Raw genomic sequence first — 19,830 nt, forward strand, 5'->3', positions numbered from 1 at the left:
TAATTATTATAATTTAGTAATTGTATGACTAAACAAAAAAAATTCATCACTTGTGATGGTAACCAGGCTGCAGCACATATCTCGTATATGTTCTCAGAAGTAGCAGCTATCTACCCTATCACTCCATCTTCTACAATGGCTGAATATGTAGATGAATGGGCTGCCGCAGGACGTAAAAACATCTTCGGCGAAACAGTTCTTGTTCAGGAAATGCAGTCAGAAGGCGGTGCAGCAGGTGCTGTACACGGATCTCTTCAGGCTGGTGCCTTGACTACTACTTACACTGCATCTCAGGGTCTTCTTCTTATGATCCCTAACATGTATAAGATTGCAGGTGAATTCCTTCCATGTGTATTCCACGTATCAGCTCGTACACTTGCTTCTCACGCATTGTGTATCTTCGGTGACCATCAGGACGTTATGTCTTGCCGTCAGACTGGTTTCGCTATGCTTTGCGAAGGTTCTGTACAGGAAGTTATGGATTTGGCCGGTGTTGCTCACTTGTCAACTATCAAATCACGCGTTCCATTCTTGAACTTCTTCGATGGTTTCCGTACTTCACACGAAATACAGAAAATCGAAATGTTGGAAAACGAAGACCTCGCTCCACTTATCGACCAGAAAGCTTTGGCTGAATTCCGTGAACGTGCACTAAGCCCTAATAAGCCAGTTGCACGCGGTATGGCTGAAAACCCAGACCACTTCTTCCAGCACAGAGAATCATGCAACCCATTCTATGACGCAGTTCCTGCTATCGTAGAAGAATATATGAACGAAATCAGCAAGATTACAGGACGTAACTACGGCTTGTTCAACTACTATGGTGCTGAAGACGCTGAACGCGTAATCATCGCTATGGGTTCTGTAACAGAAGCTGCTCGCGAAGCTATCGACCACTTGATGGCTAACGGCGAAAAAGTTGGTTTGGTTTCTGTACACTTGTATCGTCCGTTCTCAGCTAAACACTTCTTGGCTGCTGTACCTAAGACTGCTAAACGTATCGCAGTTCTTGACCGTACAAAAGAACCTGGAGCTAACGGTGAACCTCTTTACCTTGACGTTAAAGACTGCTTCTACGGACAGGAAAATGCTCCTGTTATCGTTGGCGGACGCTACGGTCTTGGTTCTAAGGATACAACTCCTGCTCAGATTCTTTCTGTTTACGAAAACTTGGCTTTGCCTACTCCAAAAGACCATTTCACAATCGGTATAGTTGACGACGTTACATTCACTTCTCTTCCTAAGAAAGAAGAAATCGCTCTTGGCGGTGAAGGTATGTTCGAAGCTAAATTCTACGGACTTGGTGCTGACGGTACTGTAGGTGCTAACAAGAACTCAGTTAAGATTATCGGTGACAACACTAACAAATATTGCCAGGCATACTTCTCTTACGACTCTAAGAAGTCTGGTGGTTTCACTTGCTCTCACTTGCGTTTCGGTGACCACCCAATCCGCTCTACATACTTGGTAACTACTCCTAACTTCGTAGCTTGCCACGTACAGGCTTACTTGCACATGTACGATGTAACTCGCGGTTTGCGTAAGAACGGTACTTTCCTTCTTAACACTATCTGGGAAGGTGAAGAACTTGCTAAGAACTTGCCTAACAAGGTTAAGAAATATTTCGCAGAAAATAATATCACTGTTTACTACATCAATGCAACTAAGATTGCTCAGGAAATCGGTCTTGGTAACCGTACTAACACAATCCTTCAGTCTGCATTCTTCCGTATCACAGGCGTTATCCCTGTAGAACTTGCTGTAGAACAGATGAAGAAATTCATCGTTAAGTCATACGGTAAGAAGGGTGAAGACGTTGTAAACAAGAACTATGCTGCTGTTGACCGTGGTGGTGAATACAAACAGCTTACTGTAGATCCAGCATGGGCTAGCCTCGAAGTTGAAGGTGCTGCCGCTAACAACGATCCAGCATTCATCAACGAAGTTGTTCGTCCTATCAACGCTCAGGATGGTGACTTGCTTCCAGTTTCTGCATTCAAGGGTATCGAAGACGGTACTTGGCATCAGGGAACAGCTAAATACGAAAAACGTGGTGTAGCTGCTTTCGTTCCAGAATGGAATGCTGAAAACTGTATCCAGTGTAACAAGTGTGCTTACGTTTGTCCTCACGCTGCTATCCGTCCATTCGTTCTTGACGCTAACGAACAGGCTGGTGCTAACTTCACTACATTGAAGGCTGTAGGTAAGCAGTTCGACGGTATGACATTCCGTATGCAGGTTGACGTAATGGACTGCTTGGGTTGCGGTAACTGTGCTGACGTATGTCCGGGTAATCCTAAGAAGGGTGGTAAGGCTCTTACTATGAAACCTCTTGAAACTCAGCTTGCTGAAGCTGCTAACTGGACTTACTGCGCTGAAAACGTTAAGAGCAAACAGCACTTGGTTGACATCAAGGCTAACGTTAAGAACTCTCAGTTCGCTACTCCATTGTTCGAGTTCTCTGGAGCTTGCTCAGGTTGTGGTGAAACTCCATACGTTAAATTGATTTCTCAGTTGTTCGGTGACCGTGAAATGGTAGCTAACGCAACAGGATGTTCTTCTATCTACTCTGGTTCAGTTCCTTCAACTCCATATACAACAAACGAAAAGGGTCAGGGTCCAGCATGGGCTAACTCATTGTTCGAAGACTTCTGCGAATTCGGTCTTGGTATGGAATTGGCTAACAAGAAACTCCGCAACCGTCTGGAAGAAGCAATGAAGGCTGCTATCGCTGCTGAAGGTACTCCAGCTGAATATAAAGAAGCATTCCAGGAATGGATTGACGGCCGCAACGATGCTGACAAGAGCAAAGCTGCTGCTGAAAAGATCATCCCTATGGTAGAAGCTGCAAAAGACAAGTGCTCTTACTGCGCTACTATCGCTGAATTCAAAGACTACCTGGTAAAACGCTCACAGTGGATTATCGGTGGTGACGGTGCTTCTTACGATATAGGTTACGGTGGTCTTGACCACGTTATCGCTTCTGGTGAAGATGTAAACATCCTTGTACTTGATACAGAAGTTTACTCTAACACTGGTGGTCAGTCATCTAAGGCTACTCCTCTTGGTGCTATCGCTAAATTCGCTGCATCTGGTAAGAGAGTACGCAAGAAAGACCTTGGTATGATAGCTACAACTTACGGATATGTTTACGTTGCACAGATTGCAATGGGTGCTGACCAGGCTCAGACATTGAAGGCTATCCGCGAAGCTGAAGCTTATCCAGGTCCATCATTAGTTATCGCTTATGCTCCATGTATCAACCACGGTTTGAAAGCTGGTATGGGTAAATCTCAGGCTGAAGAGGCTAAGGCTGTAGAATGTGGTTACTGGCACTTGTGGCGCTTCAACCCAGCATTGGAAGAAGAAGGTAAGAACCCATTCTCACTTGACTCTAAAGAACCAAACTGGGAAGGATTCCAGGATTACTTGAAGGGCGAAGTTCGTTTCGCTTCTGTAATGAAACAGTATCCTACTGAAGCCGCTGACTTGTTCGCTGCTTGCGAAGACATGGCTAAGAAACGCTATGCTTCTTACAAGCGTATGGCTGCAATGGACTGGAGCGAAGAAAAATAATCTAGTCACAGATTAATATAAAAAGGACGGCTGAATACCAAAAAAGTTTTCAGCCGTCTTATTTTTTTATATATAATAAATCAAAAGATACAGAATTGTTCCATCAAACCTTTTTTATACTTTCTGGAAACAACCACTTCGGTGCAATCCTCAAAAGGTGGACATAACACACAATTATTGTCATGAATCATGACCAGAAAATCCATGTTCACAATATATGACTGATGTACTTGCACAAACTTATTGTCAAACGCACACAAGAACTCTGCAGAAACATTTCTTCTCAAAGCAACATTCTCGCCTGTGGTAAGTACGGCCTCCCATATCTTTCTATCAGAAGCATATCTGAAGAAACCTACATCAGCCGTCTTTATCATTCTCATTTCACCTGTTGGCAACAATACCATGAATGATGAGTCTTTATGTACATTCACAATATCTTCTCTTTCAAAAAGAGCTGGTTTGGTTTCATAATCTACAAGAAATCTTGATATAACTATCTCAAATTCTTTTCTGTCAATCGGCTTTAATAGAAAATCAAAAGCACTGTTCCTCAATGCGTTGATCATATATTTGTCGTGAGCTGTATAGAAAACGACACGCATGTTCCATTTTATGTCGTTCCTGACTTCTCCCAAAAGTTCCATTCCATACATTTCCGGTAACTCAACATCCAGAAAAAGCAAGTCCGGCTGAACACGTTTTATCATACTGATTCCAGACGTTGCATCGTGAGCCACACCATCTACATGGAATCTGGGGTAAACCTTCAATTGCTCCACCAAAGCTCTTGCCGATTCTTGTTCGTCGTCTATTATTGCTACTTTAAAAAATGCAGACATAATTATTTTCTGATTTTATACGAGTAACCCATAGGCAGAGAATATCTGATTTCACAACCTGTTTCTGAGTTCTCTAATTGTACATTTAAAATTCTCATGGTAATCGGTTCCCTATTATACATATTAAGCAACTGAATACTCTGTGTTACAACTTTAAGCCCTGTACCGGTTCCACGGTTATTACTGTCACGCCTAAAGCCACCACCGTTATCGGTTATGCTTATATTAATCTTATCATTATCCTTCTCTACTTTTATCCATAAATTCTTAGTGCCTTCCTTTGTTTTCAAGGCATGTTTCAAGGCGTTCTCAACCGGAATCTGAATTAACATTGAAGGAATCTCAATATCTTTTACAGCAACGTCATCTCCCACATTTATATAATAATGAAAATCATTTCCCATAACCTGTTCCTGTAATGAAATATAGGTTTTCACAAAATCGAGCTCATCATTCAGGCTTATACATAGATTACCAGTCAATTCAAGATTTTTTCGTATCAATTTTGAGAGATTTACCAAACTGTTCTTATCCTCTTCATTGTTAAATTTCACTACTTCCCTATTTAATACATTAAAAATAAAATGAGGAGAAATTCTATTTCTTATATTTTCAAGTCGTAATGAACTGATATCTTTTTGCATGTTCCAGATTCTTTTGTCTGTTCTTCGTTTTCTATATATTATGAACATTCCAGACAATGAAACAATGAGAAGTATGCCCAATACAAGAACGTAAATCCACTGATGCAACATCGTAACCTGACTTTCTTTTTCCCTAATGAAAAACTCTTTCTTCATCAATGTACTATCCTGCTTGTATTTCAAACTAATTTCAGCAGAACGCATTTTAATTCTTTCATTCCTGATAGAATCATCCATATGCGCATTGCTTCTCTGATATATATAAGCATTCTTATAATCTCCTTTCTTCTCAAAATAATGCTGGAGATACTTATTACGTATAAGCAGCATATTAGGTTCTATAAAATCAGGTTGTACAGCGCCTGATATGATTTTGGTTGCCTGATCCACTTTCCCTTTTTTCAATGCCAATTCTATCAACTGAGTCTCTATATAGTATAAAGCCGACACATGATTTATTGACTTGAAAAAAGAATAACAGTCTTCTAGATATAGTGTAGCGGAATCTGTCTGATTCATAAGCATAAACACTTCACCCATATTGACTTTGGTGAAATTACGCTCAAACTCCATACTAGGATAAGAGTTTGCCAATGCCAAAGACTTTCGGAAATATTCCATTGATTTTTCATAGTCTCCACGATAATAATAAGAATTTCCTCTATTATTCAAATATATGTGCTTCTCGAAAGGCAACATCATATCGTAATACTTTCCTGCCTTATCATAATAATAATCACACTGATTGTAATCACGTAAATCCATATATACCTGAGCAAGTCCATAATATGAAGGAAACCTATTATTTTCAGGAATCTGGAGGGAATCTGAAATCAATAGCGACTTACGATACCAATATGCTCCTAAATCAAATTTACCACAACGCACGTAAGAGTCTGCCAAGTTTATTGAAATATCAACCAAATCATGCGACAATCCCAGTCTTGATGAACTTTTGTATGCTTTATCGAAATAAATTACAGCAGAATCCATAACAGATCTTCTGGCGTATAAATTACCGCGCATATTATTTACGCTGGCCAGAATCTTATACATTTTTTTCTCATCACTATATTTTGCAAAATACTCTGATATGCTATCCAATAATATTTTAACAGAATCATATTCGGACATGAACAATTTAGCTTTCGATTTTAACAGCAACAGAGAATAATACTTTTCATTAAAACCGGAAACAGCAATTGCACTGTCCAATTTCTTGACTACAATATCTGGATAAGCCCCTAACAATGTATCACATTCAAACATGAAATCGTCATTATATACATCTGTTCCCCTTTCTTTTTCCGAAGTACAAGCTGTATGCAATAAAAATGAAGTTGCCACACAAAATATGATTGCAAAAAACCTACTCATAATTAATATTTATTTCACTTACAAAGATATAAAAAAACATATTAGAAAACAAAAGTTATAATTGATTATTTATATTTACAAGTAAACAAATTCTTCCATTTTCATATAATCATAAAAAAGTATTCGCTTCACAAATAAAAAAATAAAAGCTTCCATTACATTCAAACAAAAAAATTGATGATATTTGCAGTGAAAAAAAGTAACAAAGACATGGACTATAAAGAAACAATCGAATATTTATATAACGTTACGCCTTTATTCCAAAATATAGGTAAAGATGCATACAAGGAAGGTTTGGACAATACTGTCAAACTTGACAATTATTTTAACCATCCGCACAATAATTTCAAGACAATACACATTGCCGGCACTAACGGCAAAGGTTCATGTTCGCATACAATAGCAGCTATACTGCAATCAGCCGGATATAAGACAGGATTATATACATCGCCTCATTTGGTTGATTTCAGCGAGAGAATAAGAGTAAACGGAGAACCTATTGAGGAAGAATTCGTAATAAATTTTGTGAAAGACCACAAGAATTTCTTTGAACCGTTACATCCTTCGTTTTTTGAATTGACAACAGCAATGGCCTTTCTATATTTTTCGCATAAGAAAGTAGATGTAGCTGTTATAGAAGTCGGTTTAGGGGGACGACTTGACTGTACAAACATCATTACTCCAGATTTGAGCATAATTACAAATATCAGCTTGGATCACACACAGTTTCTAGGCAACACACTGGAGAAAATAGCCGCAGAAAAAGCCGGAATAATAAAGCACAACATTCCGGTAATTATAGGAGAATATACCCCTGAAACTAAAGAAGTTTTTTCTAACAAAGCAAAAACTGTAGGTACGGAAATCACGTTTGCACAAGATAACAAACTTATTAAAAGCACATCTACAGACGATAATGGACATTTTATCTATCATACAAATGAGATAGAAAACCTTTATGGAGAACTGAACGGCTATTGCCAATTAAAAAACACCAATACTATCCTTAACGCAATAAATAAACTAAAAGAAATAGGATATAACATCAACGTAAAGGACATCGAGAACGGATTTAAGAATGTATGCAAACTTACCGGTCTCATGGGAAGATGGCAAAAGCTTGAAGAAAAACCGACCTTAATATGTGACACCGGACATAACACAGGTGGAATGCAGTATATAGTGGAGCAGTTATCATACATGAAGTATGATAACTTACATTTCATAATAGGGATGGTAAATGATAAAGATATAAACGGAGTCATTTCAATGTTGCCTAAAAACGCTATATATTATTTCACACAGGCATCTGTAAAAAGAGCTTTACCTGCAAACGAAATAAAAGCCATAGGAAACAGCCATGGATTGCAGGGAAATGCATACAATAGCGTAAAAGAAGCACTCGAAGCTGCCAAAAAGAACGCAAGTGAAAATGACATGATATTTGTTGGTGGAAGCACTTTTATTGTATCTGACCTTATTGTATTATACAAAAACCATAATTAAACAAAATAACAACATTTATAAAGATAAATACGACTTCTTTTAGCAAAAATGTTTGGGTATTTTAAATAAAATCTTTTTATTTGCACAACAAAATAAATTATGTGTAAATAGAAAGATTTTTTAATATATGGACAACACATTTTACCATGAAAACAATTTAAGCGGTCTTAAAAGAGAAGACTTCCAAAAAACAATTGATGGAAAACATACAGACCTGTTTATTTTATCAAATGAAAAAGGTGCAGAAATTGCAGTAACAAACTATGGAGGTGCCATACTGACAATTATGGTACCAGACAAAAACGGTAAAATAGAAAATGTTATACAAGGACACGACAGTATTGATGGCGTAATAAACAGTCCGGAACCTTTTTTAAGTACCCTTATCGGAAGATATGGAAACAGAATAGCAAAAGGTAAATTCAAATTAGACGGAAAAGAATATAATCTTACTATAAATAACGGTCCTAATTCATTACATGGAGGTCCAACTGGATATCATGCCCGCGTATGGGATGCTGAACAAACAAGCAAACAGAGCGTAACATTACATTATTTATCTAAAGACGGAGAAGAAGGATTCCCTGGTAATCTGGATATAACTGTTATATATACCCTGTCTGACAATAACGAACTAATCATAACATATACAGCCATTACAGATAAAAAGACTTTGATAAACCTAACACATCATGCTTTCTTTAGTCTTTCAGGAGTTAAAAATCCTACTCCATCTGTAGAAAACAATGTTCTTACTATTAACGCCGACTTCTATACTCCGATAGACGAGGTTTCAATACCTACCGGAGAAATCAGCAAAGTAGAAGGAACACCAATGGACTTCAGAACTCCACAAACTGTTGGTAGCAGAATTAATGACAAATTCCAACAGCTGATATACGGTGCAGGATACGACCACTGCTATGTTCTGAATAAAGAAGAACAAGGAGCCTTGACATTTGCAGCAAAATGTGTTGAACCGATAAGCGGAAGAAGTATGGAGGTTTATACTACTGAGCCTGGAGTACAACTATATACAGCCAACTGGCATAGTGGTTTCAGCGGTTATCATGGTGCAACATTCCCTGCCAGAAGTGCAATATGCTTCGAAGCACAACGTTTTCCTGACACACCAAACAAAGGCCACTTCCCATCAGCAGTACTAACACCGGGAGAAACTTATCATCAAGTAACTATATACAAGTTCGGAATAGAAAAATAAATAAACCTAATAATTAATCATTTTATCTTTTAAACAAATTATGAACCAACAAAAACAAAATGGCAATTTCATTGCAATCATTACCATGATTTTCCTTTTCGGTATGATTGCTTTCGTAACCAACCTTGCCGCCCCTATGGGTATCGTATTGAAAAACCAGTTCTCGGTATCAAATGCCCTCGGAATGTTAGGCAACCTTGGTAACTTTATCGCTTATGCCGTAATGGGTATCCCAAGCGGAATATTATTAACAAAAGTAGGATATAAAAAGACTGCACTTATAGCTGTTGCTGTTGGTTTTATAGGTGTTGGAGTTCAATATCTTTCAGGACATGCATCGCCATCGTCTGCATTTGCCGTTTACTTGGTAGGAGCTTTCATTTCGGGTTTCTCTATGTGTCTGCTCAACACTGTTGTAAACCCTATGCTTAATAAACTTGGAGGTGAAGGCAACAAAGGAAATCAGCTTATCCAGATTGGAGGATCATTCAACTCTGTTATGGCTACCATTACACCGATGTTTGTTGGTATCCTTATAGCTGGTTCTGTAGAGAAAGCTACTATTTCACAGATCTTCCCTGTTATGTACACTGCAATGGCAGTATTTGCACTGGCATTCATAGTATTGCTATTTGTTAATATACCTGAACCTGCTGCTGCTAAAACAAGCGAACCGATTGGTAGCTTGATGAAAGGCGTACTTCGTTTCCGCCATTTCGTATTGGGAGCAATTGCAATATTCGTATATGTTGGTATTGAAGTAGGTGTTCCTGGAACTTTAAATCTATTCCTTACAGAAGAAACTGCTAAAGGTGGAGCGGGAATAAACACTACAATAGCTGGTTTCGTTGTAGGTACATATTGGTTACTGATGCTTGCAGGACGTTTGGCTGGTGCATCATTAGGAGCAAAAGTTTCAAGCCGTGCAATGATGATATTCACATCAGGTCTTGGATTAATCCTGGTATTGCTTGCAATCTTCTCTTCTACACAGACAATGGTTGACCTTCCTGTTCTTCAACAAAGCGCTACAGGCAGCTTGTCTTTCGGACTGGCTAAAGTTCCTGTAAATGCTATGTATCTAGTTCTAGTTGGTATATGTACTTCTATCATGTGGGGTAGTATCTTTAACCTTGCAGTAGAAGGTTTAGGAAAATATATAGCTGCTGCTTCCGGCTTATTTATGGTACTTGTTTGCGGTGGGGGTATTCTCCCTCTTATCCAAGGTTGGGTAGCAGATGTTGCTGGATTTATGAACAGCTATTGGGTAATCGTACTTGCTCTTGCTTACCTTCTCTTCTACGGTCTCGTAGGATGCAAGAATGTAAACAAAGATATTCCTGTTGAATAATTAACGAAAATCATGGTAGTATTATAATAAATAGTACTATCATGATTTTATTATATTAACCTTTTAATATTTATAATCATGGACATAGAATTTGTAAGAAGCCGCTTTATCAAGCATTTTGACGGTACTACTGGCTCAATATATGTCTCACCAGGACGTATCAACCTTATCGGTGAACATACAGACTATAATGGTGGATTCGTTTTCCCTGGTGCAGTTGACAAAGGTATGATGGCAGAAATCAAACCTAACGGAACAGACAAAGTTTGCGCCTACTCAATCGACCTTAAAGATTATGTAGAATTCGGATTGAAGGAAGAAGATGCTCCATCAGCAAGCTGGGCCAAATATATCTTCGGTGTATGCCGTGAAATGATCAAACGCGGTGTTGATGTAAAAGGATTCAATACAGCTTTTGCAGGTGATGTTCCTCTGGGTGCAGGTATGTCTTCATCAGCAGCATTGGAATCAACATATGCCTTTGCTTTGAACGACTTGTTCGGCGAAAATAAAATAGACAAATTCGAATTGGCAAAAGTTGGTCAGGCTACAGAACACAACTACTGTGGTGTGAAATGTGGTATCATGGACCAGTTCGCTTCTGTATTCGGTAAAGAAGGAAGCCTTATCCGTTTGGATTGCCGTTCTCTGGAATATCAATACTTCCCATTCAAACCGGAAGGCTACAGACTGGTGCTTGTTGATTCAGTAGTTAAACACGAATTGGCTTCATCAGCATACAATAAACGTCGTCAAAGCTGTGAAAACGTTGTTGCAGCGATAAAGAAAACACATCCTAATGTAGAATTCCTTCGCGACTGTACAATGGATATGCTGAATGCTGTAAAGAACGAAGTAACAGAAGAAGATTACAAACGTGCAGAATATGTTATTGAAGAAATACAGAGAGTTCTTGACGTTTGCGATGCTCTTGAGAAAGGCGATTATGAAACTGTAGGACAAAAAATGTATGAAACTCATCATGGTATGAGCAAACTGTACGAAGTAAGCTGCGAAGAACTTGATTTCCTGAACGATATTGCATTCGACTGCGGTGTTACAGGTTCACGAGTTATGGGTGGAGGCTTCGGCGGTTGTACAATCAACCTTGTTAAGAATGAATTGTACGAAACATTCATAACTACAGCCAAAGAACGCTTCAAAGAAAAATTCGGCCGTAGCCCTAAAGTTTACGACGTAGTTATTGGAGATGGTTCACGTAAAATTTGCTAAACCATAAATATTAAATAACTGTCTAAAAGAAGAGTCTGCAAAAACAGGCTCTTCTTTTTTTAGCAACAGATATATATTTAAAATCATTTTAAAGTCTAAAAAAGCACTTTATTTTTCATAAAAAACTTACTGGGTTACAACATAGTGAACATATATTTTCTATCTTTGGAAATAACAATAAATTCCATCAAAATGAATCGTGTATATTACATAATATTATTCGCTTTGTTTCCCATATATGTTCTGTCGCAAAATACAGAGAATATATCAGTTAAAGACTCCGTAGTCAATGCAGACAACATAATAAATTCTGAGTTTCCAAAAGATTCACTTGACACAAAGCTCTTTGCTCCTATTACCCCTGTTGGCATGTCCACTCCGTTCGGTATGTACGGAATTACTCCATTCTCTTATAATTACGCAAATTGGGAACTCCATAAAGGATTTAACGCTTCCTTAGGTATGCATGTCACATTCAGTCCATCCAAATACGCACCTTCAGGAGTAGGATTCGGACAGGACGCGGCTTTCATGTATGCTGTTCCCATCAATAACAGATTAAGTGTTGCCGGTGGACTATATGCCACAAACATGGATTGGGGATTTATCAATTACAAAAACGTAGGAATAGCAGGTGTGGCAGCTTTCAAGCTTAACGACAAGATTACCCTATATGGGTATGGAAACAAATCACTGATGCCTCAACGTTCTCCTTTATATTACCCTCTTCCTAATTTTTCACCCGATAAGCTAGGTGGAATGATAAACTTCAAAATAGGCGAAAGTTCTTCTATCAGCTTCGGTGTAGAAGGAATAAAAGGTTACGGACCATATTACTGGTAATCAAATAGACTACATTCAGATACATTATAGGATAAAAAATCCTAACTTTGCAAGCTGAAAGAAATATCGTAAATATATGTCACAAAAAGTAACTGCAACTGAACTTGGAACCGAACCTATAGGAAAACTTCTTATGCAATATGCTGTTCCGGCAATCATTGCCATGACAGCATCGTCACTTTACAACATGGTGGACAGTATATTCATCGGTCATGGAGTCGGTCCGATGGCTATATCCGGACTTGCCATAACATTCCCACTGATGAATCTGGCAGCTGCGTTTGGCTCGCTTGTAGGTGTCGGAGCCTCAACACTTGTTTCCGTAAAGCTGGGACAAAAAGATTATTCTTCGGCACAACACATTCTAGGTAATGTAGTCTCGCTAAATGTAATTATGGGTATATTGTTTACAATAATCACACTCATATTCCTCGACCCGATACTATATTTCTTCGGAGCAAGTGAAGCTACCATTCCTTATGCGCGAGATTATATGGTTATCATATTGTTGGGAAATGCCATAACACATTTATATCTTGGTCTGAACTCAGTTCTACGCTCTGCCGGACATCCACAGAAAGCTATGGTAGCAACAATACTGACAGTGGTAATAAATACCATACTTGACCCTCTTTTTATATACGGTTTCCATATGGGAATAAAAGGAGCTGCCGTTGCAACAATACTGGCACAGATTATATCACTCATATGGTTAATAAAAATATTCTGCAATAAAAATGAACTGCTGCATTTCAGAAGAGGCATATACAGACTTCACGGCAATCTGGTATCAAACATTATAGGCATAGGTATGGCGCCATTCCTCATGAATCTGGCATCATGCTTTATAGTCATTCTCATAAACAAAGGATTAAAATTATATGACGGTGACCTTGCTATAGGTGCATTCGGAATAGTAAACAGGATTGTCTTCCTGTTTGTCATGATAGTAATGGGCCTGAACCAAGGTATGCAGCCTATAGCAGGATATAATTTCGGGGCAAAGCAATACCATCGTGTGAACCATGTTATGAAACTAACAGTTATAGCAGCCACGATAATAACCACTTCAGGATTTATAGTAGGCGAATTCATTCCAAGACTTGCAGTATCTGCATTTACCACAGACGAGACACTTGTAAATCTATCTGCCAATGGTCTTAGAATTGTAGTAATGTTCTTCCCTATAATAGGCTTCCAGATGGTTACGTCTAACTTCTTCCAGAGTATCGGTATGGCACGTAAGGCAATCATACTGTCCCTAAGCCGTCAGGTACTTATACTGATACCATGTCTTTTCATACTGCCACTGTTCTTCGGATCGCACGGAGTATGGATAAGCATGCCTATATCCGACCTTGCAGCAAGCGTACTGGCAGCAATTATGCTATACAGACAGTTCGACAAGTTCAGGAAGCATAGTGCTTAAGTTCTCACATATACATTTTGATTTTTAATTCATAAGAATTATATTTGTAGAAAGACATATTAAAAACTTACAACCATGAAAGATAATTTTGTAATAAACCTCGGACGTCAGCTCGGTAGTGGCGGAAGAGAGATAGGCGAAAAACTTGCAAAAGAACTAAATATAGCTTTCTACGATAAGGAACTTATAAACCTGGCATCAAAAGAAAGCGGACTCTGCCGCGAATTCTTTGAGCAGGCAGACGAGAAAGCATCAAAAACCATCCTTGGAGGGTTATTCGGTTCAAGATTTCCTTTCCTTACCGAAGGAGCTTATCCATATAATTCATATCTCAGCAATGATTCTCTATTCAAGATACAGAGCGATGTTATCAGGGAACTGGCTGAAAAGCAATCATGTCTTTTCGTAGGAAGATGTGCGGACTATATACTTCGCGACCATCCAAGATGCGCCAATGTATTTATATCATCATCTCCCGAAGCACGAATAGAACGCCTTATGGCCACCTTGGAAATATCTGCTGAAGAAGCTGAGGAACTTATGGAAAAAGCCGACAAGAAACGTTCTTCATATTATAACTACTATAGTTACAAGACCTGGGGAGCAGCAGCTACATATCACCTTTGCGTTGACTCTTCAGTACTTGGTATAGACGGAACTGTAGAGTTCGTAAAAGAATTCGTCACAAAGAAGCTAGGCCTTTAATATAAACTAAAGAACAGTACACGGATAATTTTTAAATATACATTCACTATCAGCCATAAAGCGTATTTATTGCTCTATGGCTGATTTTTTATTGTCAGTCACTCCTTTCTCATACAGACTTGGCGAAGTTCCGGTAATTTGCTTAAATACACGGTTGAAATTATTAGGCGTACTGAACCCTGTCTCATAGGCAATCTGCTGCATTGTTTTTCCGCCATCTGAAAATAATTCTATCGCCCTGTTTACTCTATGCCTGTTGATAAACGAATTAAATCTGATGCCAGAATCATGGAGCAAACGACTTAAATTCCTAACTGAAATATTGAATTCAGCCGCGACCTGCTCAATCTTCAGGTTTCTGAAAGCATGCTCCCTCATATAGCATAATACTGGATATAACCTATGGTCATTAGGTATTGACATTGTCTTCAACAGGAAATCAACCTTATAGCTCAATGTAGGCAGAAGATTGAAAAAACTGATAGCAAAATCAAACAGCACGCCCCTATCTTCACTTTTTATACAATCGCCACACGATGCCAGATATTTTATATTCTCCCCTATTACAGAATTGGTATTATATATACAGAAAGACGAAGTACGAATATTCTCAGGTTGGCAAAGCGGAGAAAAATAAAATATCACCAGAGAAACCTGACGGTTATTACTGTTTATCTCATGTATCACATCGCCAGGTATCCATGCAATATGTTTCTCCGGAACAAAATACGAATCGCTGTCTATCTGGATATGCAGTGTGCCGGACAATGTATATATTATCTGATATTTTTCATGACTGTGTGCATGAAGGGAAATCTCCTCCCAACCGGTCTTCTTTATCAGAATATCATTTTCCGATGAAGAATTCAGTAAACTGATATAATCTTTCTGTTCCTGATTCATAACCTACAGTTTTGGCTTAAAATGATAATCTTATTGCATAATTTGAAAATTCAGAACAAATTTAATCAATTAATTTTGCACATTCAAATAAAAAAGGTCTGTGAGGACATTTTTATTCAATCCATAATGCTTGGAGAAGCATTACATTAATAGGTATTATAACAGGTAAAAGGAGAAAAATGACAAAAAAGGTATTTATTTTATCAGCTATGCTTGCGGGAAGTATTTCATGCTTACGGGCTCAGACACGGATGCTGACACTGGACGAAGTCTTCAGGCTGGCAGATGAAAACAGCAAAAGTATCAACATCCATTCATTGATGACAGACGAGGCGGAAAAAGCCATAGAGATAGCTAAGAACGACCTTCTGCCATCTGTAGGAGCAAAAGCTACAGCACAGTATATCAGCGATTGCGTTACGTTCGACCGTGATTTCGGAAACTGGGAAAGTGGAGAAATGCCACATTTCGGCAATTCACTCATCCTTAAAGCTACACAGGTTATATACGCCGGAGGAAGAATAAAAAACAACATAAACCTGAAAAGGCTGGAAAAAGAATCATCCGTACAGGATGAAATTCTTAACAGACAAGACCTTCGTTTCCTTCTGGCCGGATATTATCTGGAAATATCAAAACTGAGCAATCAGAAATACGTTTATGAAAACAATATCAGCCAGACCAAACTTCTGGTAAAAGATATGCAGGCAGCATATAAGCAAGGAACAGCACTGAAAAGCGACATCACACGTTACGAACTGCAACTCCAGAATCTTGAACTTGGACTAACTTCGGTAAAAAACAGAATAAACGTAATAACCTATAAGTTGGCTTCCACTATCGGTCTTGATCCTGATATCAAGATTACTACAGACACTGCAAGCCTTCTTAAACTGCCAATAGAAAACCAAAGTCAGGAACTATGGCTCAACAACAAGGAGGAAATTCCAATTATGAAGAAAGCCGACCTGAACATAAAAATGAGCGAAAACAAGATAAAAAGCATCAAGGGTGAATATCTTCCAGACATCAAATTTGCCATTACAGGCGAAATGACAGGTCCTATCATGGTAGAAGTTCCACCATTGGACATAAACTTCGCATATTGGTTTGCCGGTATCGAAATAAGCTACAATCTTGATGTACTGTTCAAAGGAAAGAAAAAAATGCGACATGCACGCATAAACAGGCAAAAGATGATAATTGAAAAGGAATATGCCGAAGAAGAGTTACAGAACTCAGTACATGAGGCATGTATAGGACTTGACGAGGCATACACAAGAATGCAGACACGTCTGAAAAGTGTACAGCTCGCCCACGAAAACTACAATATTGTCCGCCAGAGATACCTTAACGGGCTGTCACTGATTACCGATATGCTGGATGCAGGCAACACTCAGCTTGACACTGAGCTTCAGCTTGCCAACGACCGCATTAACATCATCTACCAGTATTTACTGCTAAAGAAAATTACCGGTACACTATAATCATTTTCCACAATTAGAAACAACATAAATATAGACAAACATGAGCAACAGAAAAAAAGCAATACCTAATTTCTTCATTCTAATAATACTTGTAGCCGGCATAGCATGGGTATGCGGCAGATTTCTGAGAATAAGCAACGATGAATATACAGACAACGCCCAGGTGAAACAGCACCTTACTCCGGTAAATACACGTGTGCAGGGATTTATCAAGAAGATATATTTCGAAGAATATCAGAAAGTTAAAAAAGGTGATACTCTGGTAGTGATAGAAGATATAGAATACAGACTGAAAGTAGCTCAGGCCGAAGCCGACTATCACAATGCACTGGTAGGAAAGAATGCCATGTACACCACCATCAACACCACTCAGAACAATATACTTGTTACAGATGCTGCTATTGACGAACAACGCATACGTCTGGAAAACGCAGAAACAGACTACAAGCGTTATCAGGAACTTGTGAAGGAAGAAGCTGTAACACCACAGCAGTTCGACCGAGTAAGAACAGATTATGCCGCTACAAAAGCAAGATATGAGCAGCTCATCAGACAGAAACAGTCAACATCGCTCGTAAAACAGGAACAGACACAACGTCTGGAACAGAACGAAGCTGCAATAAAACTAGCCGAAGCTGCACTCGAACTTGCAAAACTGAACCTGTCATATACAGTGATACTTGCCACTACAGACGGCGTGACAGGACGTAAGGAAATCCACGAAGGTGAGCTTGTGCAGCAGGGACAAACTCTCGTGACACTGGTTGACGGTACTGAAAAATGGGTTATAGCAAACTATAAAGAAACACAGACCACAAACATGCACATCGGACAGAAAGTAAAAATCAGCGTCGATGCCATTCCGGGAGTAAGATTCGAAGGAAGGATTTCTTCTATTTCAGATGCCACAGGTTCGGCATATTCTATAATCCCTCAAGACAACTCTGCAGGAAACTTCGTAAAAGTAGAACAAAGAATACCGATAAGAATAGAATTCACATCGGAAAACAAAAAAGAAAATCTGGAACGCCTCCGTGCGGGAATGAACGTAGAATGTACAGTAGAAAACTAATTTAGCAAGATGTTATGGCTGCTGTTAAACGACCACGCATAGCATACTATAAAGAAAATCTGCCAACCCCGCTATGCGTCTTCTTCTCATTCTTTTTCGCACTGGCTTTTCAGTTCAATGGTGGTGTGTTCCTACCCACTGCTATGCAGATGTCCAGCGAACTGGGATATATCAAGGAAGATGTATCCATGGCAGGTTATGCCTCATTCATAGGAATGACCATAATCTTCCCTATCCTTTTCCGACTGAAATTCAGGTTCACCACCCGCAGCATACTTCTAACCGTATGCCCTGTATTGATAGCGTGCAACCTTATCACCATGCATACAAGCAACATTGCTCTGATGATTGTGGTATGTTTCATTTCGGGTTTCTTCCGTATGTGGGGAACATTCGAGTGTTTCTCGAACATGCGACTCACCATTACCCCTGCCGGGGATTTCTCGACTTTCTATCCGGTGATATACATAATAGTGCTCGAAAGCATACAGCTGTCCGGACTTGTGGCTACTCATATCACCGACTGGGCAAACTGGCGCTACATGCACTGGTTTGTGATAGCTATGGTCAGTGTGGTATGGCTATGTGTATTCCTTTTCACAAGACATTTCCGTCCGGGCAAGGTTGTACCTCTGTATAACATCGACTGGATCGGGGCAGCCCTGTGGGTTGTATTTCTGTTCTCTGTAGTATTCATCTGCATATATGGCGAGTACTACGACTGGTTCGACAGTCCTGAAATTCGTGCCTGTACCGTAATTGCAGTGATATGCGTATTGCTGAACTTCAATCGTATGCAGACACTGAAACGACCATACGTGGAACCTGATGTATTTACATACCCCAAGTTTCCTATCATACTGTTGCTTTTCCTCGTACTGTGTATATACCTCACAACATCTACAGTATTGCAGACTCTCTTCATGAGTTCAATTCTGAAATACGATACTCTTAACTCCATATCTCTGAACTGGTATGCTTTTGCCGGTATTCTGTGCGGTTCAGGTATAGTGTTTTACCGTCGTGTGATACAGCACAAAGGATTCAAGATGCTTATTTTCATAGGCTTCTGTCTGCTTACGGCATACCAGTACTACATGTATTTCCTCATTCATCCCAACCTGAACATTGAAAGTCTCTACTTTCCTAATTTCATACGCGGTATAGGTTATGGTATGCTGTATATATCGCTCACTATATATATAGCGGTAAGTGTTCCGTTCAAACACTTCTTCCAGGCATTGTGTGTACTGAGTTTCATACGAACAAGTATTGCTACACCGCTGGGAACCGCCCTTCTGAACAGAGCAATGAGGTATCTTGAACAGGACAATATAGCCACAATAAGCCGAAATATGGATCAGGTACGCGCATGGACTGAAGGGATTCCAATGAATACCCTCTATAACCTGATAAAAACCCAAACCACACTGACCAGTCTGAAAGAACTGTTCGGATGGGTGTGCATACAGGGAACCATATTCCTGATTATAATAATGAGTTACAGACTCTGGCGCGACCGTGAGGAAACATTCCGCCATCCTGTACATAAGGCCATGAATTTCCACAGAAAGGTAAAGACCAGAATGCGGAAAAGGATATAAAGACCATTAACTTATAAATTCTGTAACAAAAGACAT

Annotated in this window: 14 protein-coding genes; 11 read left to right on the top strand and 3 right to left on the bottom strand. The window is 39.1% G+C overall.

Translation table 11 applies throughout. The features are described 5' to 3' along the window. The first annotated feature begins 24 nt into the window (after positions 1 to 24). Positions 25 to 3,576 (top strand): pyruvate:ferredoxin (flavodoxin) oxidoreductase, encoded by a 3,552-nt coding sequence (gene nifJ / locus NW213_RS07705; RefSeq protein ID WP_154044846.1) that lies wholly within the window; start codon positions 25 to 27, stop codon positions 3,574 to 3,576. An 80-nt stretch (positions 3,577 to 3,656) separates the two neighbouring features. Here the strand turns inward: nifJ and NW213_RS07710 are convergent, their stop codons facing one another. Continuing rightward, entirely contained in the window at positions 3,657 to 4,418 is a 762-nt protein-coding gene (locus NW213_RS07710; protein WP_258322392.1) for a LytTR family DNA-binding domain-containing protein, read from the bottom strand. Between the two features lie 2 nt (positions 4,419 to 4,420). Further along, the gene (locus NW213_RS07715) at positions 4,421 to 6,439 is read right to left on the bottom strand and encodes a histidine kinase (protein ID WP_235339969.1); all 2,019 of its coding nucleotides are present in this window, start codon (positions 6,437 to 6,439) and stop codon (positions 4,421 to 4,423) included. A 210-nt stretch (positions 6,440 to 6,649) separates the two neighbouring features. Here NW213_RS07715 and NW213_RS07720 point away from each other — a divergent pair, with 210 nt between their 5' ends. From NW213_RS07720 to NW213_RS07750, 7 genes are all read left to right on the top strand, one after another. Beyond that, positions 6,650 to 7,945, top strand: coding sequence for a folylpolyglutamate synthase/dihydrofolate synthase family protein (locus NW213_RS07720; RefSeq protein ID WP_258322393.1), 1,296 nt, complete (start codon positions 6,650 to 6,652; stop codon positions 7,943 to 7,945). Positions 7,946 to 8,072: 127 nt separating this feature from the next. After that, a complete protein-coding gene (locus NW213_RS07725) occupies positions 8,073 to 9,167 on the top strand; it encodes an aldose epimerase family protein (RefSeq protein WP_258322394.1) in 1,095 nt (364 codons plus the stop codon). A gap of 40 nt (positions 9,168 to 9,207) precedes the next feature. Then, complete coding sequence (locus NW213_RS07730; protein WP_258322395.1) at positions 9,208 to 10,518, top strand: MFS transporter; 1,311 nt, start codon at positions 9,208 to 9,210, stop codon at positions 10,516 to 10,518. A gap of 78 nt (positions 10,519 to 10,596) precedes the next feature. Next, positions 10,597 to 11,751, top strand: a complete 1,155-nt coding sequence (galK, locus tag NW213_RS07735) for a galactokinase (protein ID WP_258322396.1) — start codon at positions 10,597 to 10,599, stop codon at positions 11,749 to 11,751. Positions 11,752 to 11,943: 192 nt separating this feature from the next. Further along, positions 11,944 to 12,594, top strand: a complete 651-nt coding sequence (locus NW213_RS07740) for a hypothetical protein (RefSeq protein ID WP_154044852.1) — start codon at positions 11,944 to 11,946, stop codon at positions 12,592 to 12,594. A gap of 76 nt (positions 12,595 to 12,670) precedes the next feature. Beyond that, positions 12,671 to 14,023 (top strand): MATE family efflux transporter, encoded by a 1,353-nt coding sequence (locus NW213_RS07745; RefSeq protein ID WP_154044853.1) that lies wholly within the window; start codon positions 12,671 to 12,673, stop codon positions 14,021 to 14,023. Positions 14,024 to 14,098: 75 nt separating this feature from the next. Further along, the gene (locus NW213_RS07750) at positions 14,099 to 14,728 is read left to right on the top strand and encodes an AAA family ATPase (RefSeq protein ID WP_204391204.1); all 630 of its coding nucleotides are present in this window, start codon (positions 14,099 to 14,101) and stop codon (positions 14,726 to 14,728) included. Positions 14,729 to 14,794: 66 nt separating this feature from the next. Here NW213_RS07750 and NW213_RS07755 read toward each other — a convergent pair whose 3' ends face one another. Continuing rightward, positions 14,795 to 15,631: an AraC family transcriptional regulator gene (locus NW213_RS07755; protein WP_258322397.1), complete on the bottom strand. Its 837-nt coding sequence runs from the start codon at positions 15,629 to 15,631 to the stop codon at positions 14,795 to 14,797. Positions 15,632 to 15,810: 179 nt separating this feature from the next. Here NW213_RS07755 and NW213_RS07760 point away from each other — a divergent pair, with 179 nt between their 5' ends. Genes NW213_RS07760 through NW213_RS07770 form a run of 3 tightly spaced genes read left to right on the top strand, consistent with a single transcriptional unit; the run spans position 15,811 to position 19,794 of the window. Then, positions 15,811 to 17,118 carry a TolC family protein gene (locus tag NW213_RS07760; protein ID WP_258322398.1) on the top strand — a complete coding sequence of 436 codons (1,308 nt, stop codon included), beginning with the start codon at positions 15,811 to 15,813 and terminating at the stop codon, positions 17,116 to 17,118. 40 nt (positions 17,119 to 17,158) lie between these two features. Continuing rightward, a complete protein-coding gene (locus NW213_RS07765; RefSeq protein ID WP_204391210.1) occupies positions 17,159 to 18,190 on the top strand; it encodes an HlyD family secretion protein in 1,032 nt (343 codons plus the stop codon). A 14-nt stretch (positions 18,191 to 18,204) separates the two neighbouring features. Continuing rightward, the gene (locus NW213_RS07770) at positions 18,205 to 19,794 is read left to right on the top strand and encodes a hypothetical protein (protein WP_258322399.1); all 1,590 of its coding nucleotides are present in this window, start codon (positions 18,205 to 18,207) and stop codon (positions 19,792 to 19,794) included. Positions 19,795 to 19,830: the final 36 nt, after the last annotated feature.

The sequence above is a fragment of the Bacteroides sp. ET336 genome, from assembly GCF_024733815.1.
GTDB lineage: Bacteria > Bacteroidota > Bacteroidia > Bacteroidales > Bacteroidaceae > Phocaeicola > Phocaeicola cellulolyticus.